22 protein-coding genes are annotated in these 25643 nt (G+C 71.2%); 12 read left to right on the forward strand and 10 right to left on the reverse strand.

What is annotated here, in order from left to right; genetic code table 11:
* The first annotated feature begins 105 nt into the window (after window positions 1-105).
* Window positions 106-264 (forward strand): hypothetical protein, encoded by a 159-nt coding sequence (locus tag NR798_RS05835; protein WP_375770420.1) that lies wholly within the window; start codon window positions 106-108, stop codon window positions 262-264.
* On the opposite strand, the gene NR798_RS05840 is transcribed toward NR798_RS05835, so the two are convergent.
* Entirely contained in the window at window positions 258-1067 is an 810-nt protein-coding gene (locus NR798_RS05840) for an FRG domain-containing protein (RefSeq protein ID WP_375773727.1), read from the reverse strand. The genes NR798_RS05835 and NR798_RS05840 overlap by 7 nt on opposite strands.
* A gap of 167 nt (window positions 1068-1234) precedes the next feature.
* On the opposite strand from NR798_RS05840, the gene NR798_RS05845 reads away from it, so the two are divergent.
* The 7 genes from NR798_RS05845 to NR798_RS05875 all read left to right on the forward strand — a co-directional run bounded on the left by NR798_RS05845 (window position 1235) and on the right by NR798_RS05875 (window position 9177).
* The gene (locus tag NR798_RS05845; protein ID WP_375770421.1) at window positions 1235-1702 is read left to right on the forward strand and encodes a hypothetical protein; all 468 of its coding nucleotides are present in this window, start codon (window positions 1235-1237) and stop codon (window positions 1700-1702) included.
* 33 nt (window positions 1703-1735) lie between these two features.
* Window positions 1736-2308 (forward strand): alpha-ketoglutarate-dependent dioxygenase AlkB, encoded by a 573-nt coding sequence (locus tag NR798_RS05850; RefSeq protein WP_375770422.1) that lies wholly within the window; start codon window positions 1736-1738, stop codon window positions 2306-2308.
* Between the two features lie 231 nt (window positions 2309-2539).
* The gene (gene cphA / locus NR798_RS05855; protein ID WP_375773728.1) at window positions 2540-5167 is read left to right on the forward strand and encodes a cyanophycin synthetase; all 2628 of its coding nucleotides are present in this window, start codon (window positions 2540-2542) and stop codon (window positions 5165-5167) included.
* 8 nt (window positions 5168-5175) lie between these two features.
* Complete coding sequence (locus NR798_RS05860) at window positions 5176-6291, forward strand: amidohydrolase family protein (RefSeq protein WP_375770423.1); 1116 nt, start codon at window positions 5176-5178, stop codon at window positions 6289-6291.
* Window positions 6288-7157 carry a cyanophycinase gene (locus tag NR798_RS05865; RefSeq protein WP_375770424.1) on the forward strand — a complete coding sequence of 290 codons (870 nt, stop codon included), beginning with the start codon at window positions 6288-6290 and terminating at the stop codon, window positions 7155-7157. Before NR798_RS05860 ends, NR798_RS05865 begins: the two co-directional genes overlap by 4 nt.
* Before the next feature lies 1 nt (window position 7158).
* Window positions 7159-8187, forward strand: coding sequence for a cyanophycinase (locus NR798_RS05870; protein WP_375770425.1), 1029 nt, complete (start codon window positions 7159-7161; stop codon window positions 8185-8187).
* An 84-nt stretch (window positions 8188-8271) separates the two neighbouring features.
* Entirely contained in the window at window positions 8272-9177 is a 906-nt protein-coding gene (locus tag NR798_RS05875; RefSeq protein WP_375770426.1) for a JmjC domain-containing protein, read from the forward strand.
* Window positions 9178-9181: 4 nt separating this feature from the next.
* Here NR798_RS05875 and NR798_RS05880 read toward each other — a convergent pair whose 3' ends face one another.
* Window positions 9182-9445 carry a DUF2188 domain-containing protein gene (locus tag NR798_RS05880; protein WP_375770427.1) on the reverse strand — a complete coding sequence of 88 codons (264 nt, stop codon included), beginning with the start codon at window positions 9443-9445 and terminating at the stop codon, window positions 9182-9184.
* A gap of 164 nt (window positions 9446-9609) precedes the next feature.
* Window positions 9610-10581, reverse strand: coding sequence for a UDP-glucose 4-epimerase GalE (gene galE, locus NR798_RS05885; RefSeq protein WP_375770428.1), 972 nt, complete (start codon window positions 10579-10581; stop codon window positions 9610-9612).
* Between the two features lie 231 nt (window positions 10582-10812).
* Here galE and NR798_RS05890 point away from each other — a divergent pair, with 231 nt between their 5' ends.
* On the forward strand, window positions 10813-11928 hold the full coding sequence (locus NR798_RS05890; protein WP_375770429.1) for a UTP--glucose-1-phosphate uridylyltransferase: 1116 nt from the start codon (window positions 10813-10815) through the stop codon (window positions 11926-11928).
* Window positions 11929-11964: 36 nt separating this feature from the next.
* Here the strand turns inward: NR798_RS05890 and NR798_RS05895 are convergent, their stop codons facing one another.
* The 4 genes from NR798_RS05895 to NR798_RS05910 all read right to left on the reverse strand — a co-directional run bounded on the left by NR798_RS05895 (window position 11965) and on the right by NR798_RS05910 (window position 14917).
* Window positions 11965-12546 (reverse strand): GNAT family N-acetyltransferase, encoded by a 582-nt coding sequence (locus NR798_RS05895; protein WP_375770430.1) that lies wholly within the window; start codon window positions 12544-12546, stop codon window positions 11965-11967.
* The gene (locus NR798_RS05900) at window positions 12537-13391 is read right to left on the reverse strand and encodes a PIG-L deacetylase family protein (protein WP_375770431.1); all 855 of its coding nucleotides are present in this window, start codon (window positions 13389-13391) and stop codon (window positions 12537-12539) included. The genes NR798_RS05895 and NR798_RS05900 overlap by 10 nt, the downstream gene beginning before the upstream one ends.
* A gap of 129 nt (window positions 13392-13520) precedes the next feature.
* A complete protein-coding gene (locus NR798_RS05905) occupies window positions 13521-14477 on the reverse strand; it encodes a DUF4202 family protein (RefSeq protein WP_375770432.1) in 957 nt (318 codons plus the stop codon).
* Window positions 14478-14674: 197 nt separating this feature from the next.
* Entirely contained in the window at window positions 14675-14917 is a 243-nt protein-coding gene (locus NR798_RS05910; RefSeq protein ID WP_375770433.1) for a hypothetical protein, read from the reverse strand.
* Window positions 14918-15133: 216 nt separating this feature from the next.
* Here NR798_RS05910 and traC point away from each other — a divergent pair, with 216 nt between their 5' ends.
* A complete protein-coding gene (gene traC, locus NR798_RS05915; protein ID WP_375770434.1) occupies window positions 15134-16951 on the forward strand; it encodes an outer membrane exchange accessory lipoprotein TraC in 1818 nt (605 codons plus the stop codon).
* Between the two features lie 18 nt (window positions 16952-16969).
* Here the strand turns inward: traC and NR798_RS05920 are convergent, their stop codons facing one another.
* Together NR798_RS05920 and NR798_RS05925 are read right to left on the reverse strand one after the other, a co-directional pair.
* Window positions 16970-17713, reverse strand: a complete 744-nt coding sequence (locus NR798_RS05920) for a hypothetical protein (RefSeq protein ID WP_375770435.1) — start codon at window positions 17711-17713, stop codon at window positions 16970-16972.
* Window positions 17714-17752: 39 nt separating this feature from the next.
* Window positions 17753-19855, reverse strand: a complete 2103-nt coding sequence (locus NR798_RS05925; protein WP_375770436.1) for a hypothetical protein — start codon at window positions 19853-19855, stop codon at window positions 17753-17755.
* A 588-nt stretch (window positions 19856-20443) separates the two neighbouring features.
* Between NR798_RS05925 and NR798_RS05930 the strand changes: the two genes are divergently transcribed.
* Window positions 20444-20779 (forward strand): TerB family tellurite resistance protein, encoded by a 336-nt coding sequence (locus tag NR798_RS05930; protein ID WP_375770437.1) that lies wholly within the window; start codon window positions 20444-20446, stop codon window positions 20777-20779.
* 26 nt (window positions 20780-20805) lie between these two features.
* Complete coding sequence (locus NR798_RS05935; protein WP_375770438.1) at window positions 20806-21402, forward strand: DUF2378 family protein; 597 nt, start codon at window positions 20806-20808, stop codon at window positions 21400-21402.
* Between the two features lie 18 nt (window positions 21403-21420).
* Here the strand turns inward: NR798_RS05935 and NR798_RS05940 are convergent, their stop codons facing one another.
* A complete protein-coding gene (locus NR798_RS05940; protein WP_375770439.1) occupies window positions 21421-25098 on the reverse strand; it encodes a DUF2135 domain-containing protein in 3678 nt (1225 codons plus the stop codon).
* Window positions 25099-25643: the final 545 nt, after the last annotated feature.

The raw sequence follows: 25643 nt of genomic DNA on the forward strand, positions 1-25643 counted from the left end.
CTGGGGGCGGCATGGAGACCGGGCAGGCGGGCAGGCCCTCACCCGTGTCTCTGCCCCACGCGCTCCAGGGGCGGCCCTAGCTTGAGCGGAAAGGAGGTCGCTCGCATGGCATTCCTCGTTGGCTTCATCGTGTTCTTCCTGGTCATCGCGCTCACCGTCATCCTCGGGGGCATCAGCAGGATGGGAGACAGGCGCGTGGAGGTGGAGGGTCGCGCCACAGAGGGGCAGCGTCTCCCCACGGATCGGGAGGCCCACGGCTACTGAGGCTCGTCCCGGGCGCCGGGAGGGCGCGGGTTGTAGTAGCGCCGCAACCAGCGGGACAGCCCGTCCAGGCCGGGGAAGAGCACCCGCTCGGTGATGTTGGCCTGGTCGAGCTTGTCCCGCACCTCCTGCTTGAGGTGCGCGGGGACGATGAGGCGGCGCACGCCCCGCTTCTGCTTCTCGAGGAACGTGTCCAGCCGGGCCGAGGCATCGTTCATCACCGAGAAGAGGGCGAACTGGTTGACGATGCGCTCGTCGAGCGAGGGCGGCTCGAAGAAGAGCACGAAGGGGTGGCGGGTGAGCCGGTCGAAGGTGCCGAGGTCCCCGGCCACCGTGGCGAGCATCTCGGCGCTGAAGACGTCCGCGCCCTCTTCCTGCAGCTGGGCCTTGAGGGGGCGGGGCAGCAACCGGTTCGTCTCCCGGTAGTCCACGCTCCACACCACGCCATCCACGCCGTACAGCTCGGGGTCTTCCGAGAGGAAATGCAGCGCCACGTAGGGGCTGAAGGTCCAGTCCAGCAAGCGGGTGGGCAGACCGTGGTGCTGGGCGAGCGACAGCCAGTCCCAGAGGGACTCGCAGGGGTTGGAGGTGCCGCGCGCGTACTTGCGGAAGGCGCGCAGCATGACGTGCTCCTGCCGGGAGTAGTTGCCGCCGCGCCGGTTGAGGCTGGTGGCCAGGTCATGGCGCGAGTCGGGCATGCCGCGGAAGGCGAGCGTGGGGCGGAAGCGCTGGAGGCTCTCGTTCCACGAGCCCGCGAAGAGCGCGTCCTGCAACTCCACCCAGCTGCGCACCCGTTGTTCCAACACGGGCGGGAAGATGGACAGCCCGGGCCGCACTGGCACGTGTGCGGACAGGCTCCCCCCTGCCCGAGTGTCAGGAAAACACAGTGGGAGATTGTATTCAGGGCCGATGCCGCGGTGCGTGATGAGTCCCTAGCGTTCGCTGAAGCGTGTGGAACGGGGAGGAAGGACACATGAGGAACATCAAGGCCGTGGTCATCGGGGCGTTGTCGGCGGCGCTGGTCCTGGGCGTGGGCTGCAAGGGCGACAGGCAGGGCGGCGGCGAGGACCAGGGCATGGGCGGCTCGGGCGGCGCGGGCATGCAGGGAGGTTCGGGCATGCAGGGAGGCTCGGGCGCGGGAGGCTCCGACATCGGAGGCTCGGGCACCGGCGGCCAGGGCGCGACGGGCACGCAGGGCGGCGGCAGCGCGGGGTCTCCCACGGGCTCCGGCACGAGCGGCACGCGCGGTACGGGCACCGGTAGCGGTACGGGCACGGGCAGCGGCATGACGGGCACGGGCACGGGCACGGGCACGGGCACGGGCAGCGGCATGACGGGCACGGGCACCGGCACGGGCACGGGCACCACGGGTGGTGGAACGGGCTCGATGGGCCGCGATGCGGGCACGGGCACGGGCACCGGCAGCGGAACGCGCCACTGAAGTGACGCCCGGCTCCAGGTTGTTCTGGATGACATGAGCGAAACCCCGGAAGGACTCCGCTTCCTGCCCGGCTTCCTCTCCGAGGAAGAGGAGCGGGTGTTGGTGGATGAGCTGTCGCGGCTCACCTTCCGGGAGATTCACATGCACGGCGTGGTGGCGCGGCGCACCGTGGCGCACTACGGCTGGGACTACGGCTACGAGTCCTGGCGCCTCAAGCCCGCGCCACCCCTGCCACGCTTTCTCGAACCGGTGAGGGCCCGCTGCGCCGAAGCAGCGGGCCTCGAACCCGGCGCGCTCGAGGAGCTCCTCGTCTCCCGCTACCCTCCAGGCGCGGGCATTGGCTGGCACCGGGACGCGCCGATGTTTGGCCCTACTGTCATCGGCGTCTCATTGCTCGGCGCGTCGCGGATGCGCTTCCGGCGCGAGGTGGGCGGCGCGTACGAGACCTTCGTGCTCGAGCTGCCGCCGCGCTCCGCGTACATCATGGCCGGCGCGTCACGCACCACCTGGCAGCACACGATCTCCCCGGTGAAGACCCTGCGCTACTCGCTGAGCTTCCGCACCCTGAAGACCCGGCCGGCCCCTGCGGTCTCCGCGCCCCCGTGAGGGCGGGCCCAGGGGCACGGCGCATTGTCTGGAACGAAACCGGGCCAGGGCCCGTGGCCCCGTTGCCTGGATGACGACCGGCGCGGGAACCGTTGAACCCAGGGACAGGTGCAGGTCCCGAGGGGCGGGGATACCTCTAAAAACAGTCATCCGGCCATGTCGCCAAAACCATTTGAATCACCCTGACCCGGAATTCCTTCCATGAACGCCCATGGTGTGACGATCCGAAGGATGCAGGCACTGCGGGGACCCAACCTCTACGCCTACAAGCCCGTGTTGAAGGTGGAACTGGACATCGGGCCCTTCGAGGAGCGCCCTAGTGACACCTTCCCCGGCTTCGTCGAGCGGTTGACCTCCTGGCTGCCCGGATTGCACAAGCACGAATGCAGCGTGGGCAGGCCCGGCGGCTTCGTGGAGCGGCTGCGGCGCGGCACCTGGCTGGCTCACATCTGCGAGCACGTCACCATCGCGCTGCAGAACGAGATGGGCTTCGACGTGGGATTCGGCCGGGCGCGGGGCACGGGCCAGCGCGGCGTCTACAACATCGTCGTTGCCTATGAGGAGGAGGAGCCCGCGCGCGAGGCCTTCAAGACGGCGCTGGAGATGACGCTCGCGGCCATGCTCGACGAGCCCTACGACGCGCCCGCGGCCCTCGAGCGCCTGCGCGAGATGGCCGACGACTACCGGCTGGGGCCGAGCACGCGCGCCATCGTCGACGCCGCGCGCCGCCGCGGCATCCCCGTGCGCCGGCTCACCCCCACCGGCAGCCTCGTGCAGCTCGGCTATGGCATTCACCAGAAGCGGATTCTGGCCTCGCAGACGTCCGACACCTCCGCGCTCGCGGTGGAGATCTGCCAGGAGAAGCCCCTCACCAACATGGTGCTGCGCAACGTGGGCATCTCCGTGCCCGAGGGCCGCACGGTGCGCTCGGCGGACGAGGCGTGGGAGGTGGCCGAGGAGCTGGGCCTGCCCGTCATCCTCAAGCCGGAGGCCGGCAACCAGGGCAAGGGCGTGATGGTCAACCTGCGCTCCGAGGCCGAGGTACGCCAGGCGTACGAGGTGGCCAGCCAGTTCCGCGGCGACGTGCTGGTGGAGCGCCACATCGAGGGCGAGGACTACCGCATCCTGGTCGTCAACGGGAAGATGGTGGCCGCGGCCCGGAGAGACCCCGCGCAGGTGGTGGGCGACGGCAAGCGCACGGTGGCGCAACTGGTCGAGGTGGCCAACCAGGATCCCCGCAGGCGCCCGGGCCACAGCAGCGCCCTCACCCGCATCCGGCTGGACGATGCGGCGCGGGTGGTGCTCGGCCAGCAGGGCCTCACGGTGGACTCCATCCCGGCCCAGGGCCAGACCGTCAAGCTGCGGCAGAACTGCAACCTGTCCACCGGCGGCACCGCCACGGACGTGACGGACGAGGTGCACCCGAGCAACGCGCGGATGGCCGAGCTCGCCGCGCAGGTGCTGAACCTGGACGTGGCCGGCATCGATCTGCTGTGCAAGGACATCCGGCGCCCGCTGATGGAGCAGGGCGGAGCCATCGTCGAGGTGAACGCGGCGCCCGGGCTGCGCATGCACCTGCAGCCGGCGAGTGGCCTGCCGCGCGACGTGGGCGGGCCCATCGTGGAGTCGCTCTACCCGGATGGCTCGCCCTCGCGCATTCCCCTCATCGCCATCACCGGCACCAACGGGAAGACGACGGTGACGCGGCTGGTGGCGCACATGTTCGAGACGTCGCACCAGTGCGTGGGCATGACGAGCACGGATGGCACGTACATCCGCCGCGAGCGCATCCTCGAGGGCGACTGCTCCGGGCCGAGAAGCGCCCAGGCGGTGCTGCTGCACCCGCGCGTGGAGGTGGCGGTGCTGGAGGTGGCGCGCGGCGGCATCCTGCGCGCGGGGCTCGGCTTCGACTGGTGCAGCGTGGGCGTCGTCACCAACGTCAGCCCGGACCACCTGGGCCAGGGCGGCATCAACACGCTGGAGGAGCTGGCGCGGGTGAAGCAGGTCGTCATCGAGTCGGTGGCGAAGGACGGCCACGCGGTGCTCAACGCGGATGACCCGCTGATGGCGGAGATGGCGGCCGCCACGAAGGGCAAGGTGGTCTACTTCTCGCGCCACGCGGACAACCCCATCCTCCAGGCCCACCTGGCCGGGGGCGGCATGGGCGTGTTCGTCGAGAACGGGGCCATCGTCACGGCCCGCGAGGGCCGCCGCCTGCTGCTGACGCACCTGGACCGCATCACCTTCACCGCCGGAGGCGCCATCCGCTTCCAGCTCGAGAACGCGCTGGCCGCCACCGCGGCCGCCTGGGCCCAGGGGCTCAACCCCGCGTTCATCGTGCGCGCGCTGACGACCTTCCGCATGGACCCCACCATGGCGCCGGGCCGCTTCAACGTACTCTCCGTGGCGGGGCGGCAGGTCATCCTGGACTACGGGCACAACGTCGCGGCCATCAAGGCGCTCGGCGAGGCCGTGCCCCGGGGCGGGGAGCGCCGCAACATCATGGTCATCGGCCTGCCGGGGGACCGCCGGGACGAGGACCTCCTGGCCACCGTCCAGGAGACGCTCCCCTTCGTGGACGAGTACGTGCTCCATGACCTGAGGGACCGGCGCGAGCGCGCGGAGAACGAGGTGCCCCTGCTCATGCGCAGCTGCCTGAAGCCGGGCACGCCGCATGAGATCGCCGCGGACCATCGGCAGGGCATCCTGCGGGCCTTCGCCCGGTCGAAACCCGGGGACCGGATCATCGTCATCGCGGACCTCGTGGACGAGGCCCTGGGCGTCATCCGGGAGCTCGCGGCGGCGGACGAGACCGAAGTGGAGGCTTGCGAGACGCCGGTGACCCAGGCGTTCGAATAGGCGGCCCGATGCTCACGCTCATCCGCGATGGCGAGCTCCACACCCCGGCCCCGGCGGGCGTCCAGCCGGTGCTGCTGGTGGGAGAGCGCATCGCGCACGTGGGGCCGGTGGACGAGGCGCGGCTGACGTCCCTGGAGATTCCGTGCGAGGTGGTGGACGCGCGCGGCTGTCTCGTGCTGCCGGGCCTCGTGGACCCGCATGAGCACCTCATCGGCGCGGGCGGGGAGAAGGGCTTCGCCAGCCGCATGCACGAGGTGACGCTGGAGCAGTTGCTGCTGGCGGGCATCACCACCGTGGTGGGCTGCCTGGGCACGGACAGCGCCACGCGGCACCTGGGCGCGCTGGTGGGCAAGGCCCGGCAGCTCACCGAGGGCGGGGTGAGCGCCTTCCTCTACACCGGCGGCTTCCACCTCCCGCCGCGCACCCTCACCGGCTCCGTCATGGAGGACCTGGTGCTCATCGACTGCGTGCTCGGCGTGGGCGAGCTGGCCATCGCGGATGCCCGCTCCAGCCAGGCGAGCACCGCCGAGCTGGCGCGCGTGGTGGCCGACACCATGGTGGGCGGCACGCTCTCCGGCAAGGCCGGCGTCACCCACTTCCACACGGGGCCGGGACGTGCCCGGATGTCCCAGCTCCACGAGCTGCTGGACAACTACGAGGTGCGGCCCGAGTGCCTCTACGCCACGCACGCCAACCGCACCGACGAGCTGCTGGATGACGCCATCGCCCTCTCGCGCCGGGGCGCCTATATCGACATGGACACGGTGGATCCGGGGCTGGGGCGGTGGCTGCGCTACTACCTGGAGCATGGCGGCGTGCCCGAGCGGCTCACCGTGTCCTCCGATGCGCACACGGCGGGCGCGGAGCCGGCGCGGCTGCACCAGGAGCTCGTCGCCTCGGTGCGCGAGCACGGGCTGGCGCTGGACACGGTGCTGCCCTTCTTCACGGCCAACCCCGCGGCGGCGCTGAAGCTGCGCCAGAAGGGACGGCTGGCGCCGGGAATGGATGCGGATCTCCTGCTGCTGGATGCGCGCACCCTGGAGGTGGTCCACGTCTTCACGCGGGGGCGGCGGCGGGTCGGAAACGGGAAGCTGTTCGTTCCGCCGGAGGGCCGGGGGACATGACGCAGCGGCGCCGGGGCGAGCTGCTGGTGATTGGCGGCAGCGAGAAGAAGGACTCGGACGAGGAGCGCGCCATCCTGCGTCAGGCCGCGAGGAAGGCCCTGGAGGAGGAGGGTGGACGCATCGTCGTGCTCACCGTGGCCTCCATGGAGCCCGAGCCGTTGGCGGAGATCTACCAGAAGGCCTTCGGCCGGCTGGGCGTGCGCCAGATGGAGGTGCTCGACATCCGCAACCGCGAGCAGGCCTATGAGCCGGCCAACGTGGAGAAGCTCGCGGGTGCCTCGGTGCTCTTCTTCACCGGGGGAGACCAGCTGCGCATCACCAGCCAGATGGGAGGCTCGCCGCTGCTGGAGCGCATCTTCGCGCTGCACGAGGAGGGGGCGGCCATCGTCGGGACCTCGGCCGGCGCGGCGGCCATGTCCGAGACCATGCTCATCGGCGGACCCACCAACCGCTCCTGCCTCAAGACCCTGGCCATGGCCCCGGGGCTCGGGCTGCTCAAGGGCGTCATCGTGGATTCGCACTTCACCGAGCGGGGCCGCTTCGCGCGGCTGATGGGCGCCGTCGCTCAGAATCCCCACAACCTGGGCATCGGCATCGACGAGGACACCGCCCTGCTCGTGTCGGAGAACGACGAGGAGCTCACCGTCCTCGGCTCGGGCGCCGTCTATGTCATCGACGGCCGGGGCATCCGCTTCACCAGTCTCTCCGAGAGGCACCCCGAGAGGATCCTCACCGTCCATGACGCGCGCGTCCACGTCCTGGGCCGGGGAGACCGTTACAACCTGAAGGAGCGCCGCCCCATCGTCCCGTCCCCCGAGAAGAGTGACGCGGGTGGGGGAAGCGCGCTCCAGGAGAGGAGTGAGTGACATGGCACGGAAGACCCGCGGGACGAAGAAGAACGGGAATGGCTCACGGGAGCGCGTGGCGCAGCGCCGGACCCAGATGACGCGGCCGAGCGACGCGGGGAGGGGCCCCCCGGCGCGCACCATGGCGCCCGCCGAGACACGGCGGCCCGTCTCCGGACGCCTCATCATCATCGGGGGCCATGAGGACCGGGAGAACGACCGGCTCATCCTGCGCCAGGTGACCGACTGCGCGAAGCGCGGGCGCGTGGTGGTCTGTACGGTGGCCAGCGACGTGCCCCAGGAACTTTGGAAGACGTATGAGCGCGCCTTCCGCGAGCTCGGGTGCTCGGACGTCGTCCACCTCGACATCGAGCGGCGCGCGGACCTGCTGATCGATCCGCCGCTCCATCTGCTGGAAGGGGCCGATGCCTTCTTCTTCACCGGCGGCGGGCAGTTGAAGATCACCACGCGCTTCGCGGGCACGCGGCTGTGCGCCGCCGTCGAGGAGTTCTACCGCAAGGGCGGCACGGTGGCGGGTACCTCGGCGGGCGCGGCGGCCATGTCCGAGACGATGCTCGTGACCGGCCCCAGCCGGGAGAGCCACAAGATTGGCGAGTCGCTGCAGATGGCCCCGGGGCTCGGCTTCCTCCGGGACGTCATCGTCGACCAGCACTTCGCCGAGCGCGGGCGCATCGGCCGGCTCCTGGGCGCGGTGGCCCAGAATCCGCGCTTCATCGGCCTGGGCATCGACGAGGACACGGCGGTCATCGTCGAGCGCGAGGAGCGCTTCACCGTCATCGGCGCGGGCGCCGTCTATGTCGCCGACGCCGAGGACGCGACGTACACCAACGTGGCCGAGGAGGAGACGAGCCGCGCCCTCTCGCTCTTCAACGTCCGGCTCCACGTGCTGAGCCAGGGCGACAGCTACGACCTGCGGACCCGCCAGCCCTCGCACCGGTTCGCCAAGGAAGTGGAGGAGCGGCTCGAGAAGTCCGAGCACCGCCGGAAGGCTCCGTCCCATGCGGAAGCGGCGGGGGCCCAGGTCCACTGACGCGGCGCTGGACGGCATGAGCGGGTGTCCTGGATTGTTCCTGGGAACAGGTGCATCCTCGGCCCCCTCGTGTCAGCTCACGCCATGCTCATCGATACACTCCTGGGCGACCTTCCCCGCTCCACCTTCCTCCAGGAGCACTACCAGAAACAGCCCCTCGCGAAGCCCGCCACCGCGGCGCACCTGCGGGAACTGGCCACCTGGGCCACCGTCGATCGCCTCGTCGAGACGCCCGCGTGTGATCTGCTGCTGGTGCGCGACGGCAAGCTGCGGAGCGGCCCGCGTCCCACGACCGCCGCCGAGGCCCGCGCGCTCTTCAAGGAGGGGTACTCGCTGGCCCTGCGCAACCCGGACCGGTACGACGCCGGCCTGGCCGAGCTGGGGCGCACCCTCTCCGCCGAGCTGCAGGGCACCGTCAACCTGCAAGTGTATTGCACGCCCGCGGGCCACGGCAGCTTCGGCTGGCATTGCGACCCGGAGGAGGTCTTCATCTTCCAGACCGCCGGGGCCAAGCGCTACCTGCTGCGCCAGAACACGCTCAACCCCACGCCCCTGCACGAGACGCTCACCGACGAGATGAACCCCTCGCGCGAGCGGACTCCCATCCAGGAGTGCCGGCTGGAAGCGGGTGACTGGCTCTACATTCCCGGCGGCTACTGGCACGAGGTGACCGCGCCGGACCAGGAGGCCATCTCCATCTCGGTGGGGCTCATGCCTCCCACGGGCATCGACGTGCTGGACTTCGTGCGCACGCACCTGCTGCGCTCGCCAGCGTGGCAGCGGCGGCTGCCGATGCTGGGCCACGCCTCTCCGTTGTCGGACCCGGAGAAGATGGAGGCGTACCGCGCGCTCTTCCGGGAGCTGGGCGGCGAGGTGGCGCGGATGATGGAAGATCCGCGCTTCGTGCTCCGCTTCATGGCGGCCGCCGCCACGGCGGGCCTGCGCTCCTCGGTGCTGCGCGAAGGATCCTCTCGCGACCCGGAGAAGTGAGCCGTTACGGGCTCACCGCGGGCTCGTAGCAGGACTCCTCTTCTTCACCGTCCGTGTACCGGACGACAAGGCCCGAGGGCTTGTGCTGGTGCGCCAGCCTGCGCCCGCGGTGGATGGCCTGCGTCACGTTGGGAAACCGGTCGAGGCCGCGGCGGCCCTCGAGCCGGACGTACCAACCCTTGCCATCCGCGGCGACGATCACCCACCGTCGGCCGGTAGCCTCTTCCACCTCGCGTAGCTCGCTCTCTTTCCGAATCGCCAGGCTCATAAGGGCAAGCTGTCATCCAGCGACGGACGACGCATTGTCCTCGGGGCCAGCTTGCCAAAGCACACGGGCGGACAGGGGAGGCCGCAGTCACAGGAGACCCAGGGGGGGCGAGGGCATCCCTTCAGGCCGATACATGCTGATACAGCCCCCGAAGGGGAGGGGACTCAGTGGCGTCGCTGCATCCAGCGCCAGGCGGACTCGACGAGGGTGTCGAGCTTCTGCTGCGTGGGCTTCCAACCCAGCTCGCGCGTGATGCGCCCGGAGCTGGCGATGAGCACCGCCGGATCTCCGGCCCGCCGCGGACCCCTGGCCACCGGAATGTCCCTGCCCGTGACGCGGCGCGCGCAGTCGATGACCTGCTTCACGCTGTAGCCCTCGCCTCCGCAGCCCAGGTTGTAGATGGAGCTGGGGTGGCCCTTGGCCAGGGCGTGCAGCGCGAGGATGTGCGCCTGCGCCAAGTCCACCACGTGAATGTAGTCGCGCACGCAGGTGCCATCCGGCGTGGGGTAGTCATCTCCGAAGACGGTGACCTGCGGGCGCAGGCCGGCCGCCGCCTGGAGCACGAGCGGGATGAGGTGGGTCTCGGGGTCATGGCGCTCGCCGCTGCGCTCGGTGGCCCCGGCGGCATTGAAATAGCGCAGGCTCACGTACTTCAGCCCGTGCGCCGCGTCGTACCAGCGCAGCGCCCGCTCGAAGGCGAGCTTCGTCTCGCCATACGGGTTGGTCGGCTCGGTCGGGTCGCTCTCCTCGATGGGCTGCTTGGCCGGCTCGCCATACACCGCCGCCGTGGACGAGAAGACGAGGTTCTTCACGCCCGCCTCGCGCATGGCGTCCAGCAGGCTGAGCCCCCCGAGGACGTTGGTGCGGTAGTACTTCGCGGGGTCCTTCACCGACTCGCCTACCAGCGAGTCGGCTGCCATGTGCACCACCGCCTCGATGTGGTGCTGGGCGAGTGTCTCGCGCAGCAGCGCGGTGTCGAGCAGGTCCCCCTTCACGAAGGTCGCACCCTCGACCACCGCCTCGCGGTGGCCCTTGTAGAGGCTGTCGTAGACGACGGCCTGGTCACCCCCCCGCAGCAGTTCCTCCGTCACCACGCTGCCGATGTAACCCGCACCGCCGGTCACCAAGACTCGCATCGTCGTCACCTCCGCACACGGCGCAGGCTACCCGGTCACGGCTCCCCCCTCCTGCCTATTTCTCTGGGGCCGGGGTGGCCTCTCTCGGCCCCGCCCCCGTTGAATGTCTGGCAGCTGACCGGACAGACCTCTTCCCCCCTGCCGGGGTTCGTGAGAGACCTGGGGAGTCCAGAGCGGACAGTGCGTACCGCGGAGGTGCGCAGAACCCTTGCACCCGTGACAGGTCAACCGATGGATACGGATCTCGACAATCCCCAGCTCGCACGTGACGGTTTCGACGCCGCGAGCTTCCGCGAGCTGCTCGCCCGGTTCAAACGTGGCGAGCTCATCGAAGCCCCGCCGCTGGCGGGCTCCCTCCAGCCTCTGCAGGATGGGGACATCCAGCCGCTGCCGCGTCCGGGCACCCCCGAGTACGAGGACTGCAAGGCGCGCGGCGAGGAGGCGTTCCGCAAGGGCCACGTGGCCGGGCTCGTGGTGGCCGGTGGTGCCGGTACGCGCTTCGGCGGCGGGGTGAAGGGGCTCGTGCAGGTGGTGGGCGGGAAGACCTTCCTCGAGATCAAGCTGCAGGAGGCCCGCCAGCTCGGGCGGCGTTACGGGCGTCCGGTGCCCATGGCGCTGATGACGTCCTACCTGACGCATGACGAGATCGCCGAGTACCTGGCGGATCACCGGCTGCAGGAGAACGTGTTCCTCTTCCGCCAGCGGATGCTGCCGCGGCTCACGGCCACCGGCGAGCTGTTCCGGGACGCGGAGGGCAAGCTGTCGTTCGCGCCCTCCGGGCATGGCGACGTCTTCCGGGCGCTGCGCGAGAGCGGCGTGGGTGACGAGCTGGCCCGGCGCAGCGTGCGCCACGTGTACTTCTCCAACGTGGACAACCTGGGGGCGACGCTGGACCCGGTCGTCATCGGGCTGCACATCAAACAGGGCAAGGCCATGACGGTGGAGGTGACGCCGCGCAAGAACCCGAGCGGGGCGCTCGACGCGGGCGCGGCGCCGGTGCGGCTCAAGGGCCAGCTCCAGCTGGTGGAGAAGGTGGACCCGGCGCAGCATGGGTTCATCTCCACCAACAACATCACCTTCGATTTGGAGGCGATGATCGGGAAGGAAGTCCCGATTCCCTACCGGGTCGTCTCCAAGAAGGTGGACGACAAGCCCGTGATTCAGCTCGAGCAGGTGACGGCGGAGGCCAGCAGCCTCACGCGCTCGGATGGCCAGCCGGTGATGCCGGTGGCCTTCATCGAGGTGGAGCGCGTGGACCCGGCGACCAGCCGGTTCGAGCCGGTGAAGGCGCCGGACGACCTGCCGCGCGTGGCGAAGCGGCTCGAGTCGCGCCTGCAGGGCGCCTGAGTCGCTGAGGTCTCTGGCGGCGCCCCGTGCCGGGTTTCACACCTTGCGCGCGGGCCCGTGCCAGAGGACGCGCCGGTAGTGGTGGAGGCCCGTCCGGGGACAGACATCCCTCGCCTCGATGTGCTCGCCCCAGCCCTCGGGCACGGGCGTGTGCAGCAGGGGCGAGTCCTCCCGGAGCTGCTCGAAGACGCACGTGTCCCAGAGCTCGCCGTTGCGGGCGAGCCAGTCGAACAGCGTCCGCACCCCATGCGGGGCCAGCAGCGGGTCCATCAGCACATCGAGGTGCTCGGCGCTGCCCTCGCCGAGCAGCCGCACCACGCGGGCGCCGTCCTCCTCCCGGATGGCCAGTGGCGCGAGCCCCACCAGGCGGCCCTCGCTGCGCAGCGTCACCACCCAGGGCGGCCGCGGCGAGAAGGACGTGCCGGCGCTCCGGTACCAGGGCAGCAGCCACTCCGGCCGCTGGTAGGTGGTGGCCGTGGGACAGCGCGTCCACAACCAGCGCCACTCGCCCTGCAGCTGCTCGAGGCCCCGCAGGGAGACGATCTCCTCCACCTCGAGCGGTGCGGGTGCTCGCGCGGGCCGGAGGTGGGGAGTTCCGATGTCCGTGCTCAGTGCCATGGTGCCTCCGGAAGTCTCAGCGTCTCGAGCGCCGCGCGGGCCAGCTCCCGCCAGCGGGCGCCTGTCATCCTCCAGCCGGAGGCCTCGTACTCGAGTGCTCCCTCGTGAGGTGGACGGGTGAAGTCGTAGCGGGGAGCGGCCCGGTAGCGCTCGCATCCCACCGGGAAGGACTGCAGCTCCCGGCCCTGCGAGGCGTAGCACGCGAGCATCCGCCGCTTGGTGGCGCACTCCGCCTCGGTGAAGGCCACCGTGGCCACCGGACGTCCATCCGGTGCGGGGAGGAACTCGGACGCCATCTCCAGCAGGACCGGGGGCGTGCGTCCTGCCCGGGCCAGCAGCGCCACGGCCGCATGCGAGATGAAGGCGGCGGAGTCCTGGTCCGGATGACGGCCCTCGTACGGGTGGACGACGAGGAGCGCCGGGCGCAGGGCCTTGATCAACGCCACCAGGCACCCGGTGAGCGTGGCGAGATCCTGTGCGGCCTCCAGGTCCACCGCTCCGAGCGAGAAGAGGTTGTCCCGGGGCACTCCGGCGAGGCCCAGGGCCGCGAAGGCCTCCTCCTCGCGGATGCGTGCGTAGGCCTCGCGAGCGGGCGGTGCACCCTCGGGGCGCAGCGAGGGGTCCCTCGGAGCGCCATCGGTGACGTGGACGACGTGGCAGCCGGGACTGCGGCGCATCAGCCAGGAAGCGCCCAGCACCTCGTCGTTCGGATGCGCGGCCACGAAGAGGACCGAGCCCCGCATGGCCTGCGGTGGCAGCAGCAGGGGCGCGAGGATGTCTCCGACGGTGCGCCCGTCCCCCCCCAGATATTTGTCCAAGGACGTCGATTCATCAGGAGGCCGCATGCACGGGCCTCCTTCCTGGTGCTCTCTCCACGCCGCCTCCCATCCCGCCCCACCTCATCCCGCCCGACCTCGTCTCGACCTACCCGACCTGTCCCCACTCACCCCTCTCCCCTCGGGAGAGGACGAGCTTCATGCCGACTCCTGCAGTGTCGAGGGCATGGTGATGGCCCCGACGGCCTCCTCGAGGAGGCGGCGCACCTGGGGCGCGAGCCGCACGCGGGCCAGCCGCCAGCGCTGATTGGGGCGCAGCCGTCCGAGCGTATAGGCCACCTTGCGGCGGGTGTGCTCGACCGGGAAGTAGCGGGCGAAGCCCGAGGCGTTGAGCGAGAAGAAGGACAGGGCGTCCGCGTCGTTGAGGAGCGTGAGGCTCATGTCGCCCTCGGGACGCTCGTGGCGGCTGATGAGCCAGCGCACGCGCTCGATGGTGCCCTTGTCCATGCCCATGTCCGCGAGCAGCGCGCACGCCACGTCCGCGCCGCGGGCGGCATGGGCATCCTTGAAGGCCTGGTAGTCCGGGGCGTGGTGCTCCACGCGCGCGTCGGCCTCGGAGAGCAGGCGCTCCACGTCGTGGAAGAGGGCCGCCGTCTGCAGGGCCAGGTCCGCATGGGGCGCGAGCCGCAGCACCCACTGCCAGGTGTCCAGTGCATGGCGGTAGTCCGCCACGACGAGCGGCTTGCTCAAGTCATGCAGGGCCAGGTGGCGCGCGAGGATGCTCTCGAAGAGCGGCCCCGCGGAGGCGCCGTTGCGGCGGCCGACGAGGCCCTGGTAGCGGGTGAGCACTTCCAGGGCGGTGGCGGCCAAGGCCTCGCGTGGCGAGCCGGTGATGTGCAGGGCCAGGTCATGGCCCACGAGGCTCCCGGCGGCATCGGCGGCGAAGACGCGCTCGTCCCAGTCGTAGGGATCGAACCCCGGGGCGCGCCACTGCTGGGCGTCCAGCCGCAGCACGTTCTCGTGGCCGTCCAGGGTGAGGGGCCACACGGTGACGGTGGGAAACTCCTCGGCCAGCAGGACGAAGGCACCGGAGTGCGAGGGCGTCGCGTCTTCAACCCGGAAGTTGGTTTCGGACAGCAGCAGCTGTCGGATCATCGCGTCTCCAGCGGGTGGCCCGCTCGTGAGGACGCGTCAAAGTGCTGTCGCCGGGGTGGAAAGGCCAGGGCCCCGTGTACGGGCGCGTGGGCCAATGCACCGGGGACCGAGCCCCGCGTGTGCCAGTGCACGGTGCGCGTGGGGGCGCCCGTGCGCTGGCGCACAACCGGGTGGGTCCACCCGGGAGACGGCTGGAACTACGGGCGGCCGTTGTCGGCCGGCTGGTCGAAGGCGTACTGGTCCGCGTGCGGCGCTTCGTCCTGATGGAACATGGGGCACTTCTGGCAGGTGAAGCCTTCCCAGTCCTCACGCACGGCCGCGTCGATGCACCTCGCGTAGGAGCGGCAATGCACGTTGCGGTAGTCCTCGACGCGATGGTGGTCCGCCCACATGGGCAGGCGGAGCTCGGTGGGATTGGGTTTGGGCGGTGAGCAGGCCATGTCGCTGGCACTCCTTTCGGGACTCTTCCATACCCACTGGTGCGTCGCGTCATTCCCGAGCGCGGAAGGGGTGGAAGCGGAGCCTTCCCGTCCACACAGCAGGCGAGCGAGCGGGCACTTCGTGGCGGGGCCGTGACACCGCCGTCTCCAAGGGCTTGCCCGCCTGCCTGCTGGGGCCGCACTCGGTGCTTCTTCCGGCTGGCGCTTTCCCCGAGAATGCCGCCCGTGCGCTCCCTGCTCGACCCTCCTTCGTCGCCCCTGGCCCACCGGCTGGGACTGCTCGCCCTCACGGGCCTCCTCGTGCTCGCGGCCGCCGGCTGTTCGCCCTTCGCCCGCGCCATCAAGGCGGGAGATGAGTTCGCCGCCCAGCAGAAGTGGGCCGAGGCCGAGGACGCCTACGTGCGCGCCCTGGCCGCGGAGCCCGGGGACGCGGAGGCGAAGGCGAAGCTGCTCAAGCTGCGCCAGGCGTGGAGCGCGGACGTGCTCACGGGCGCCAAGGCGAAGCATGCCGAGGGGGACCTGGCCGGCGCCACGCCGCTGCTGGTGCGCGCGCTGCAACTGGACAGCGAGAATGGCGAGGCGGCCACGCTGCTGACGCAGACGCTGGATGCGCGGGTGGAGGTGGCGCAGAAGGCGCTGCGGGAGGAGCGGCTGCAGGACGCGCGGGCCGAGTTCGACGCGGTGCTGGCGGTGGACGAGGGGCACGTGGCGGCGCGCAAGGGCGTGACGGCGGTGCAGACGGCGCTGGCGCGCCGGTGGTTCAACACCGCGCAGCGGCTGGAGGAGGAGGGCAAGCTGGGCAACGCGCTGCTGGCGTACGTGCGCGCCAACCAGGAGCGGGTGGGGGCCACGGCGGCGCTGGAGCGCGCCGAGGTGGTGCGCCGCAAGCTGCAGGACGAGGTGGCCTTCGTGGTGGTGACGGGGCCGGCGGAGGACAAGGCGGAGGCGCCGGACGTGGCGCAGCGGCTGTCTCCTGGGCGGCTGTCGGCGCTGCTGCCGCAGGAGGTGCCCATCCGCGTCATCACCACCGAGGCGCCCAAGGACCACGAGGGCGTGCGCCTGGGGCTGTCGGTGGAGCGGGTGATGCCGGTGAAGTCGGTGGAGCAGGCGCAGAAGTCGCAGCGCTACCTGGTGACGAACAAGGCGGTGCCCAACCCGCGCCGACTGCAGACGGAGTCGGTGCTGCTGGAGCAGGAGCGCAAGCTGGAGGACGTGGAGCGCAAGCTGTCCGGCGTGCTGCGCGACTACCTGCGCAAGCAGGACGAGCTGTCCCAGGCGCGCGAGGTGGCGGGCCGCTGCCGCTCGCGCGAGCGCCAGGCGTGCAGCACCGCGCTGGCCGAGTGCGTGCGGGCCTTTGGCCAGGCCAAGCCCGGCGAGGTGCCCAAGGAGTGCAGCCCCTCGCGCTGCAACCCCCAGTGCGAGGCGGAGGAGAGCGCGCTGACGCAGCGGGCCTCGGCGGCGCAGGAGCTGGAGCGCCGGCTGGAGACGGCCCAGGAGGGCGCGGAGACGCAGCGGCGCGAGGTGCAGCGCGGCCGCGACGCCTACTACCGCGAGCCCCTCACGGTGGACGAGCCCGTCTACGCCGAGTACCCGTATGACGTGGAGGTGCACCGGCTGTCCATCACCGCGAGCGTCACCGAGCGGCTGGTGGCCCTGTCCAAGGACGCGGCGGCGGCATCGCCCCACAGCGAGGACTACGCGGCCATGCACGAGGACGCGGCCAACAAGGCCTACGACAAGGTGGGCGTGCTGGCGGACCCGGTGCAGCTGCGCACCGAGGCGGAGCTGCGGGTGGAGGCGGGGGACAAGGCCATGGCGTCCGTGGCCCAGCGGGTGATGGAGCACTTCGACGTCTACCGCCAGCGCCGGGTGGAGGACGCGCGCCGGGGCATGGTGCGCCCCAGCGCCGAGGACGTGGTGGAGACGGCGGTGCGCGCGCTGCTGCTCACCGCGGACGCGCCTCCCCAGGACATCCTCCAGATGCTGGCCCAGGCGCGCGGCCTCACCCGGCCCGAGTCCATCTTCGGGCGTTGAGCCGCGCGGGGCGGGGCCTCAGCCGGCCATCGCCTCGTTCGGGGACCAGAGCGCGGCCTCGGCCGTCTGCAGGCAGTCCCCGAGGAAGCGCAGGTAGATGTCGAGCGCCTCGGCGCCGGCCTCCGCGAGCGTCCGGGCGTTCTCCGGCATCACCTGCAGCAGCTCCTCCATCATCCGCGAGTTGGTGCTGCCCACGTCCAGCTGCACGTGCTCGCGCAGGAAGCTGAGCCCCTCCAGCGTCTCCCGGCCGAGCACCCGCGCCACGTTGGACAGCAGGTGCGGCCCCAGCACCAGCGACAGGTTCTCGATCTCGAACTCGATGGCGATCTGCGCCGCCGGCAGCTCTCCGGCGATGGTCGCCTCGTGCAGCTGGCGGTAGGCCCGCATCGCGTCCGTGGGGTACTGGGCCAGCAGCCGATCCGTGTGGAGCATGGCCCGGCGCCGGACGTTCCAGCGGCGCACCAGCATCCCCACGTCGTCGATCATCATCTGGTGATGGCCGGACTCCTGCTTGGAGTGCTTGAGCAGTCCCTTGCCAATCGAGTCCAGGCCGAGCAGGAGGCAGCGCTGGCCCGCCCGGCGGATCCACCCCTCCACGGGCTCGGTCATGTACACGCCGAACGAGTGGTACTGGATGAAGAAACGCTCGAGGACCGCCGGCTCGATGGCGGGGTCCACCAGCCTGCGCATCACGGGGTCCGTCGAGATGCGGGCTCGCGCGGGCAGGACGTAGGGCTCGTACAGCTCTTTGACCAGACTCATGGCGACGACTCCTTCGGTACGGCTGACGGCAACGGCACTTCAAACGGTGGGAGTCACGGGCGTCAGGCGGCCTACGGTCGCCTCGCTCACGTACTCCAGGAAATCCGGCAGCAGCCGGGCGGAGAGCATCCACAGGCAGGGCTTCGCGCCGGGCTCGTCATGCAGCCGGGCGGCGGCGGCGTAGCTGTCGTCCTCGTCCTCGCGCAGGAAGACGAAGGCGCTGCGGCCCCGCCGTGCGTACCACTCGCGGGCCGCGTCCAGCAGCGCCACGTAGGCGTCCGGCCCCTCGAGCGTGAGCGGGAACAGGCGCGCCACGTCCAGCAGGCGGAAGAGGTTCGTCCCCGGCTGCCCCAGCTCCAAGAGGAGGGCGGCCACCGCCACGCCGTCGCGGCGCGCCACCAGCACCTGGCGCTCGCGCTCCAGCCCGGCCTCGTGCCACGTCTCCATGCTGTCGCGCAGATCCAACCGCTCGCGCGACAGGTCGAACGCGTCCACGTAGCAGGCCGGGCGCGTGCGGGCGATCTCCTCCGCCAGGCGCGTCTTCTCCTCGAAGCGGGCCGGGCCAAGCTCGAACCCGTGGCCGCTCAGCCCGCTGGGCTCATCGCAGCTCACGTGCATCAGGCGCACGGGCATCACCAGGGCCTCGCCGCTGGCCTCGTGCTCCCGCGCGTACACGTGGTGGACGCGCTCCATGAGGGGCACGGTGGACTCGGTGTAGGCGACGAGCCAGCGGAAGTCGGGGTCGCTCTGGGTGTGCTCCAGCGTGCGCACGTGGATGTCGCGGAGAATCTGTCCGGGCGGCAGGTCCACGGCGGGCTTGCCGGGGCGCTTGGCCAGCTGGTGCACCAGCCAGGTGTGGCGGTAGGGCCGCACGGAGGACAGCGTGGCCTCCACCCCGCGCTCCGAGGGCCACACCGTCTGGCAGAAGAGCCGGGGCAGGCGCGCGGCGTGGCGGCCCGTCTCCAGGAAGCTGGCGCGCAGCTCCTCGAAGTGCTCCGTCGTCTTGCCGGCGAGGTTGAAGTAGCCCGAGTCCACGAAGAGCTCCCACAGCGGCTCGAGCAGCTCCTCCGCGCCACGCGTGGAGGGGCAGAGCGCCTGGGAGACGAGCTGCACCCAGCGCGCCTCGTCCACCGGCGTGCGCGGCGTCACCTGGAGGCCGAACAGCCGCTGCCCGTCCTGGGGCTTGCCGCCCACGTAGCGGACCTCGCCCCGCAGGAGGATGGTCTCTCCGCTCGCGCTGCGCAGCTCGAGGGGCTGGAGCAGCAGCCCCGGGAAGACGAGGTCCTCGGGCGTGCCGCGCAGGCACAGGCCGTTGAAGGACAGGTCCACCACCTCGCGCTCGAGCCCGCCCAGCTCGCCCCACAGCGGGTGGTGGAAGTGGGCCATCATCCCCGCGGGGGCGGGCACTCGCCGGTGCGAGCGGTGGCGCACCTTCCACAGCCGCCGCGGCAGGGGCGTCACCATCCGGCCGCCCCGCGTCTCCAGCGCCGGCACGCGCATCCGGTAGGCCGTGTTGTGGCCCACCACCTCGATGTCATAGGGCGCCGTGCCCCAGTTGGCCCCCGGCTCCTCCAGCCGCCAGTGCAGCTGCGAGGACGCCACGTCGAAGTACTCCAGCGACACGCGCAGCGTCCGGCCCAGCTGCCGCAGCAGGCCCTCGTGCTTCATCACGCACACGGACTTGAGGATGGAGCGGATGCGCTCGGGCTCGACGAAGGCCTCCTCGATGGGCTGCGGCGACACGGCGGGCAGGGCCCGTCCCTCGCGCGCCGCCACGTCCAGCAGGGAGAGGATCTGCCGGCCCTGATCCCGCGTCACCCCCACCAGCTGGATGCCGATGGGCGCGTCGTACCGGCGCGGATCGCTCCAGAAGAGCTCCCCCCGCAGCGGGCCGATGGTGCGGCCGTTGTCATCCAACAACAGCTGCAACAGGCGGTCGCGTGGAGGCAGCTCGGCGCCGGGCTCGGGCAGGGCCCACACCACGGTGGGGCTCAGCCGTGTCACCCGGCTGCTGCTGATGCCGGGCTGGGACAGGATGAGGTTGATGCCCTTCTCCGGGCCCTCGGCGTGCAGCGAATATCCCGAGTAGGTCCCCGCGGCGATCCCCCCCGCCCCGGCCGATGTCTCCACGTCTCCACGCATGTGCGGCTCCTCCTCCCTCTTCGGGATGGCGGCTGCTGGCGCCGCCTCGCCGTGATCGTGCTCTTCCACGACGAGGGTAATCCCTTGCATGAATAGAGAACGCCCGTACCCCCATTTCGTCAAGGCGGACAGTGCCATTCTTTGCTCATGCCCTCCGCCTCGGGGCGCGGGGCTGGAAAAGTCCGCTCCTCCAGGCCGAGACCCTGGAACCCCGCTGTATCTCAGGGAAAACGGCTCCCACGTAGAGCCGGGCAATCAATGACTTGCAGGGCGCGCGTGGGGCGTTGTCAGGCTTTTGCCGGGCTGGCGGCTCTGCAGCCCGGGTGGAGCCGTGCCCCCGGGGTGTGTCTCCCCGGCCCTCCGGTGCAAGGGATTGCTGGGAATGGAGGGATTGCGAGGAATTGGCCCGGCGTGGGGTGTCGGCGGGTGGGCAGCGCACGGGCACCGCGCCGCCGCCGGGTGTGCGCCGGAGGACGGTGCCGGGGACGGGCCGCCCGCTGGAAAGTGGGGGCTCTCGGGCTTTCAGGGCTCCCGGGCCGCCTCCTCCCCATGGACGTTCGCGGCGGGAACGGCGAGGCTGCGCCCCCTATGGCGAGCTCCACCCCCGAGGATCACTTCAATACCGAGGTGCTCAAGTTGATGCTCCAACTGGCTTGGAGCGATGGGCAGATCGACGTGCAGGAGGTGGGGACCATCCTCGGCGCGGCGCGAAGCTGGGGCGTGCCGGAGCCGGAGGTGGCGGCCCTCAAGAAGGCGCTGGAGGGGGGCGTGGCGCTGCCGGCACCGGACCTGGGGCTGCTGCGCGGCCGTCCGGACGAGGTCTTCGAGGCGGCTCGCGCGCTCATCGCCAGCGACGGCAAGCTGCGGGCCGCCGAGCAGGAGATGCTCGAGGAGCTGCGCGTCATCCTGGGCCCCGGGCGCTGAGCCGCCACAGCTCCGAGAGGGAGTCGATGGACGCGGATACACGAGAGGCGCTGGCCCAGCGCATCGAGCTGGCCACACCGGACGAGCAGATCTCCGGGATCTTCTGCGAGAACACCTTTCTGGCGATCCGGGAGCACCTGGGCCGGGAGCAGGCGGATCGCGTGCGGGCCTCCACCTGGCCGTTGCGGCCGTGGGTGGGCGTGCAGCGCTACCCGGTGGCGGACCTGTTGCGGATGGTGGGTGCCGCGGCGGACCTCATCGAGAAGCAGGGGGAGCTGTCCTACGCGCAGGCGCTGGAGGAGCTCGGCGGGTGGGTGACGCGCATCACCCAGGGCACACCTTTCAGCAGGGCCGCTCACCTGGCCGTGGGAAATGATCCCCACGAGCGGCTGGCGCTCTCGCAGTCGTCGGCGCGGGTGCTCGTCACGTACGGGGAGCGCAAGTACGAGCGCGAGGGACCCACCCATGCCCGGCTCCTGTGGAAGCGCGAGCTGATGGGGCCCTCGTTCCTGCTGGGGGCCTACACGGCGATCGCCCAGGGCATCCCCGGCGTGCACATCACCGTCACGCTGGGGCCGTGCCGGTCGCCGGGGATGAACTTCCAGCTGCACTGCTCCTGGTGACGGAGGGCCGGAGGGGCCTCACTCCTCCGACTTCGCCACCGGAGCTGGAGCCGGCACCAGCTGCTCGCGCCGCAGCAGCAGCTGGGCGTTCTGCCTGGGCAGGATGCGCACCTGGAAGCGCCGCTGGTAGGCGTCCTCCTTGGAGAAGACGTCCCGGTCCGTCACCAGCAGCAGGGCGGTGGGCACCGCGTACCGCTGCGAGTTGTTGCCGAAGTAGTGCACCAGCACGAAGTAGGTGCCCGGGGCCGCCTTGCGCGCGTGGTACAGCTCCGGCCCCAGGCCGTCGGTGATGTCCCAGTGCAGCAGCCCGCCCAGGGACGTCTGCTTGTGGCTGTAGAAGCACTTCTCGCCGTTGGGCTCCATCACCCACAGGTCGATGTCCGTCCCGTCCGAGTTCCAGTGCGTGGTGAGCTGGTAGTCGAGGGGGGCCTGCTCTCCGGCCTGCTGGAGCTCGCGCCGCCGGGCCTCCAGCGCCGCCGACTGCCCGGCCAGCCGGGGATGCCGCGCCAGCGCCGCCAGCATCCGGCCATAGTGGTACGCCGCCACCGTCTTCGTCTGCGAGTCGTGGCGCTTCCAGGCGCGGGCCAGGACGATCTCCCAGTTGCGCGCCGCCTCCGCGGGCCGCCCCGCGGCGTCCAGGGCCAGGGCCTCTTCCAGGTAGGACTGGGGCTCGAAGGGACGGTTGAGCCGCACGTGCTCGAAGAGCTCCGTGGCGGCCGGGAACTGGCCGAGCGCCAGCAGCCCGTAGCCCACCAGCCGCAGCGCCTCCGCGTCCCGCGGGCGCAGCTCCACCGGCGAGGAGAGCGCCCGCACCGCGCCCCACGTGTCTCCCGAGAAGGCCCGCTTGCGCGCCACCGCCTCGTACACCAGCACGTCGTCCTTGTTGTCCCGCCGCGCCCGCCGGTACGCCAGCTCCGCCTGCAGCCGCTCCTCGCCTCCCGCGTAGGGCTCGTCCCGCAGCGGCTGCGCCTTCATCCGCGAGCCCAGCTCCGGCTGCTTCTCCTTCAGCACCCGCAGCACCTCGCGGCCCGCGTCCGGCACGCCGTCCAGCGACAGCCCCAGCAGCTCGTCCCGGCGCTGGTCCTCCTGCTGCCGCCGCAGCGCGTCCAGGTCGGTGAGGTCCAGCTGCTCGTCGCGCACCGCGTAGCGCACGTAGTCCCCCTCCGACTCCAGCACCAGCATGGAGGCCCGCGCGTTGGCCAGCCGGTAGTGCTGGCTGAGCGCCACCACCATCCGGTCCAGCTTCACGTCATCCAACGCCACCAGCCGTGACACGAAGAGCTCGGCCCACGCGCGCGGGGCGAAGGTGCTGTCCTCCTCGCGCGGCAGCGGCACCGCCAACGTGCGCTCCTCGCCCGCGGCCTGCGTCACCACCTCCAGCTGCGCCTGGCCATCGCCCACCAGCCGCCCCGCCACCCGCAGCTCCTGCCCGGAGTAGACGAGGTGCGGCCGGCCCGCCACCACCAGGTCCTTCACCTGCGCGCCCTTCACGCCCACCCGGGCGAGCACCACCGAGGCCGCCCGGTGCGCGCGCGCCGCCGCCTCCACCTCGGCGCCGGAGAGCACGTTCACCACCCGGCCTCCACCCGAGCGCGCCAGCGCGTCGAAGAGGTCCGTGTTCACCGCCGCCTCGCCGAAGCGGTAGCTCACCCAGCGCAGCGTCTCCGCGGCCGGGTGGCGCGAGATGAGCTCCTCCACGTTGCTCTGTCCCCAGGTGACGTTGCCGTCCGAGAGCAGGAAGGCCGTCACCCGCCCGCCGCCCGCCGCGGGCTTCAGCCAGTCGCGCCCGGACCGGTCCAGCTCGGCCAGCATGCCGTCCACGTTGGAGGCGCCCTCGAGGAAGACGTGCTCCAGCTCGGCGAACGTCTGCTGGCGTGCCTCGGGTGTGTTGCGCCGGAAGCCCGTGCCGTGCAGCCAGCGCGGGCGCACGTCGAAGAGGAGCACCGCATACTCGGTGAGGCTCGGGTCCTTCTCCAGCAACGCTCGCAGCATGGAACCCTGTAGCGCCCAGGCGTTGCCGTCCTCCGCGGACAGCGAGGTGTCCACCACCAGCACCGCCCGCCCCGTGGCCGCCTCCGAGCTGCTCGAGGTGAGCCGCTCCGGCAGCCGCACCCGCGTGAAGAAGGCCTGCCCGGCCAGTCCCGCCGGATCCGCGCCCACCAGCACGTCCGCCTCCGGGCTCCGGGGTGTGAGCGCCACATCCAGCGCGCCGTCCCCCGTCAGCTTCGGCCAGTCCCACGCCTGCCAGGTTCCGAGCGTGAGCGGCTTGCCCGTATCCGGGCCCACCACCACCTCGCCCGCCTGCTTCGGGTCCACGTGCACGCGTGCGGACACCTTGAGGCCCTTGCCCGCGCCCGGTGGCACCGGCCACGTGTAGCGCAGACGCTGGCCGTCGAAGAGGAGCGTCTGCTCGTAGGCGATGACCACGCGCTTGAGGGACTTCGGCGGCAGGGGGAAGACGCGCGCGCTGAAGTTGGAGGCGCCCGCCCACTCCAGCAGCGCCGGGTCCACGTTGCGGCGCACCACGTCCTCGTACACCTCGCGGGCGCGCTTCTGCTCGACGACGCGGGCCTCCTGCGGCTCACCCCACGAGCGCTTCGCTCCCGGCGGGCTCGGCGGGGCCGCCGCCACCAGCGTCTCCGCCTTGCCCGTGTCGCCCAGCGGCGGCAGCAACTCCGTGGACTGGAAGAGCGAGGGCGAGTCCACCGCCACCGCCCCCGAGTACAGCGCGAAGCCCGCCACCGTCGCCCCGCCCGGCAGTGGGTAGTAGAAGGTGCCTTCCAGCGCACGCGAGGTGTTGTTCTCGAAGAGGTAGTCCACCACCGTGCGCGCGCGGGCGCCCTGGATGTACGTCACCACGCGCACCTCGCGCGTCATCAGCGGCTGGTAGCGGCCTTCGTCGTCCTGCACCAGCACCTTGGCCGCGCGCTGCGCCGTCTCCACCTTCGGCAGCACCGGCCGGGGCGCCTCGTCCGGCTTGGACTTCTCCTTGGGCTTCTCGGGGGAGGCGTCGTCCCGCATTGCCATGCGCGGGGCGGCTCCACCGCCGCGGCCACCGCTGGAGGCGCGCTCCGACGCGCTGCCCTTGATGATCTGGATGATCTCCCGCCGCTTCTGCTCCAGCACGCGGGGACGCTCCTCGAATTCTCGCTCATCCCTGTCCAGGGCGGCCGCAGGAGCCTCGGTGGGGCGATCGACCGCCAAGGGCTCGGCCCTCGGGGCGGGTTCCGCCACGGGCATGGGCTCCGGGGCCGGGGGCGGGGGAGGACGGGCCTGGGCCATCCCGGCCTCCATCTCCTCGGAGCCCAGGGACTCGTCCACCTCCGGCGCCCCGGAGGGCGCGGGGCGGCCGCTCGGCCGCGGTGCACCGGCCTGGGGTACGGCGTTGCCCGGCCCACCGGCGGGCTGGCCTTCGCGCCAGTTCGCCTCGGCCACGAGCCGGAGGAGCTCCTGCTCGGTGACGGCCTGCGGGTCGGCGACGGCATCGCGCAGCGCCGGCAGGTCCACCGTCCCCGTGTCCTGCACGCCCGGCACGGTGGTGGGCGCGGTGAGCCCGGCCTGGGCGAAGGGGCCGGGGGCCACCTTGGGGGCCTCGGTCACCGGGGGCTTCTCTTCGTCCGGGGAGCTGCGCTTGCAGCCCGGCAGGGCCAGGGCCGCGAGGAGGAGTCCGGTGAGCAGGGCACGTGGGAAGAACATGGGGCCGCAGGTTAACTGACCTGGATCCCACCCGTGGCGACCTGTCATTCACCGAGGTTGGGGGAGGGCCGCCTCGTGGCTCCATCGCCTGACGCGGAATGGGCTCGGGATTGACGTGGCACTCAGTCGTATCGCATGCGCGTCTTTGGAAATGATTGCGGCAACAACGATGACGCTGCTCGCAACGACTTGTCCGCCCGCGTCAATCACCACAGGGGCGGTGTTCCTTTGCTTCATCCTGGGGGGTGATTTGCTCTCTGGGTGAAAGTGGTTTACAGACGGTCGCTGCCACATTTACATACACTGACGCCTTCTGTAAGTCACAACGTGATTGCGGAAGCCGCCCCGGAGCAGCACCTGATGCGTCAATCCATGCGCGGTAAGAGACCCATCCATGGGATGGGCTTGGCGAACTCCCTGTTAGCGGTGTTCGCGCTCATTGTCGCCAGTTGCAGCGTACTGCCCCCTGAGGCCGAGGAGTTTGAGTTTGGCCAATCGGAGGCCGCTGTCGGCACGGGCTGGAACGCCACGACTTCAATGCCGGA

The organism is Archangium gephyra (assembly GCF_042230915.1).
GTDB lineage: Bacteria > Myxococcota > Myxococcia > Myxococcales > Myxococcaceae > Archangium > Archangium gephyra_B.

Excerpts from the sequence above, each read along its gene's own strand:
- NR798_RS05850 (WP_375770422.1), top strand. The coding sequence starts at position 1,736 with ATGAGCGAAACCCCGGAAGGACTCCGCTTCCTGCCCGGCTTCCTCTCC.
- NR798_RS05880 (WP_375770427.1), bottom strand. The coding sequence starts at position 9,445 with ATGAGCCTGGCGATTCGGAAAGAGAGCGAGCTACGCGAGGTGGAAGAG.
- NR798_RS05935 (WP_375770438.1), top strand. The coding sequence starts at position 20,806 with ATGGACGCGGATACACGAGAGGCGCTGGCCCAGCGCATCGAGCTGGCC.
- NR798_RS05895 (WP_375770430.1), bottom strand. The coding sequence starts at position 12,546 with ATGGCACTGAGCACGGACATCGGAACTCCCCACCTCCGGCCCGCGCGA.
- NR798_RS05940 (WP_375770439.1), bottom strand. The coding sequence starts at position 25,098 with ATGTTCTTCCCACGTGCCCTGCTCACCGGACTCCTCCTCGCGGCCCTG.
- NR798_RS05930 (WP_375770437.1), top strand. The coding sequence starts at position 20,444 with ATGGCGAGCTCCACCCCCGAGGATCACTTCAATACCGAGGTGCTCAAG.
- NR798_RS05900 (WP_375770431.1), bottom strand. The coding sequence starts at position 13,391 with ATGCGGCCTCCTGATGAATCGACGTCCTTGGACAAATATCTGGGGGGG.
- NR798_RS05870 (WP_375770425.1), top strand. The coding sequence starts at position 7,159 with ATGGCACGGAAGACCCGCGGGACGAAGAAGAACGGGAATGGCTCACGG.
- NR798_RS05865 (WP_375770424.1), top strand. The coding sequence starts at position 6,288 with ATGACGCAGCGGCGCCGGGGCGAGCTGCTGGTGATTGGCGGCAGCGAG.
- NR798_RS05920 (WP_375770435.1), bottom strand. The coding sequence starts at position 17,713 with ATGAGTCTGGTCAAAGAGCTGTACGAGCCCTACGTCCTGCCCGCGCGA.
- NR798_RS05910 (WP_375770433.1), bottom strand. The coding sequence starts at position 14,917 with ATGGCCTGCTCACCGCCCAAACCCAATCCCACCGAGCTCCGCCTGCCC.
- cphA (WP_375773728.1), top strand. The coding sequence starts at position 2,540 with ATGCAGGCACTGCGGGGACCCAACCTCTACGCCTACAAGCCCGTGTTG.
- galE (WP_375770428.1), bottom strand. The coding sequence starts at position 10,581 with ATGCGAGTCTTGGTGACCGGCGGTGCGGGTTACATCGGCAGCGTGGTG.
- NR798_RS05845 (WP_375770421.1), top strand. The coding sequence starts at position 1,235 with ATGAGGAACATCAAGGCCGTGGTCATCGGGGCGTTGTCGGCGGCGCTG.
- traC (WP_375770434.1), top strand. The coding sequence starts at position 15,134 with ATGCCGCCCGTGCGCTCCCTGCTCGACCCTCCTTCGTCGCCCCTGGCC.
- NR798_RS05835 (WP_375770420.1), top strand. The coding sequence starts at position 106 with ATGGCATTCCTCGTTGGCTTCATCGTGTTCTTCCTGGTCATCGCGCTC.
- NR798_RS05925 (WP_375770436.1), bottom strand. The coding sequence starts at position 19,855 with ATGCGTGGAGACGTGGAGACATCGGCCGGGGCGGGGGGGATCGCCGCG.
- NR798_RS05890 (WP_375770429.1), top strand. The coding sequence starts at position 10,813 with ATGGATACGGATCTCGACAATCCCCAGCTCGCACGTGACGGTTTCGAC.
- NR798_RS05905 (WP_375770432.1), bottom strand. The coding sequence starts at position 14,477 with ATGATCCGACAGCTGCTGCTGTCCGAAACCAACTTCCGGGTTGAAGAC.
- NR798_RS05875 (WP_375770426.1), top strand. The coding sequence starts at position 8,272 with ATGCTCATCGATACACTCCTGGGCGACCTTCCCCGCTCCACCTTCCTC.
- NR798_RS05860 (WP_375770423.1), top strand. The coding sequence starts at position 5,176 with ATGCTCACGCTCATCCGCGATGGCGAGCTCCACACCCCGGCCCCGGCG.